Source organism: Okeania sp. SIO2B9 (genome assembly GCF_010672505.1).
GTDB classification, from domain to species: domain Bacteria; phylum Cyanobacteriota; class Cyanobacteriia; order Cyanobacteriales; family Microcoleaceae; genus Okeania; species Okeania hirsuta.
This window is the reverse complement of the sequence record NZ_JAAHGK010001821.1, coordinates 1-1,021: the sequence shown is the minus strand read 5'-3', so window position 1 is coordinate 1,021 and position 1,021 is coordinate 1. Positions and strand designations below refer to the sequence as shown.

1 protein-coding gene is annotated in these 1,021 nt (G+C 49.1%); it reads left to right on the top strand.

Annotated features, from left to right (window positions below; genetic code table 11):
- On the top strand, positions 1-943 hold a 943-nt coding region (locus tag F6K13_RS34710; RefSeq protein WP_287290188.1), incomplete at its 5' end, for an IS4 family transposase.
- Positions 944-1,021: the final 78 nt, after the last annotated feature.

Sequence of the window (1,021 nt, the reverse complement as noted above, 5' to 3'; positions counted from 1 at the left end):
TGTTGCCCCTAGCATTGCCCATAGCCTCAAATTCTATGACTATATCTGGGCGGTAGATGGCTCAGTGCTCGAAGCGATCTTTCGCAAGCTCGATAGCCTTAAGGATGTTCCCGTGGGCCAACTGGCTGGAAAAATATGCACCGTCATCGAATTAGGCTCTCAGTTACCGGTTGAGATTTGGTTCAATGAAGATGCTAAAGCCCATGATTGCCAATTTCTAGACGACTTATTCAATTTAGCCACCCAGAATGCCTCCAAAGTACTGCTGGTGCTTGACCGAGGCTTCTATGATTTTGAATGGTGGACGCGATTGATGGACCATGCGGTGGCCTTCATTACGTTGGGTAAGTCGAATCTCTCCTACAAAGTGGTCAAAACGCTCAGTGAGAGTTATGGACTCACCGACGAGATTATTGAAGTCGGCACGGTGGAATCGGGTCCGTTCCAACTGCGCTTAATTTCGATTCGCAAAGGTAAGGGCACTTATCGTTATCTCACCTCAGTGCTAGACCCTCATACCCTGCCGCCCTATGTTGTAGCGGATTTATATGCGCGTCGGTGGCGCATTGAAGATGCCTTTCATCTGGTTAAACGGCTGCTGGGGCTAGGCTATCTATGGACGGGTTCAATCAATGGCATCAAGCTGCAAATTTGGGCCACTTGGATCATGTATGCGGTGTTGTTTGACTTGTCTGATGAGGTCGCTAATGCGGTGCAGTTGCCCTTAGACCGCATCTCCCCTGAGATGCTCTGGCGAGGTCTCTATCACTTCAATACGGCCTACAATAAGGGGCTAGCGACAGACCCGATTGCTTATCTAACGGCCCCAGAAAATCGAGATTTGAGGGTCATCAAGCCACAGCGGAAACCCCAGAAAATCATAGACCTCAGCCCTTTTCCTAAGCCTGGGAATAAGCCCTTGACAAAACTGAAAAATGATTAACTTGTCAAGCATCGGCATGGGCACGGGTCAAGAACGTGTCATATCCACCATCCGCTCGGTACACGTACAACGTTGTAA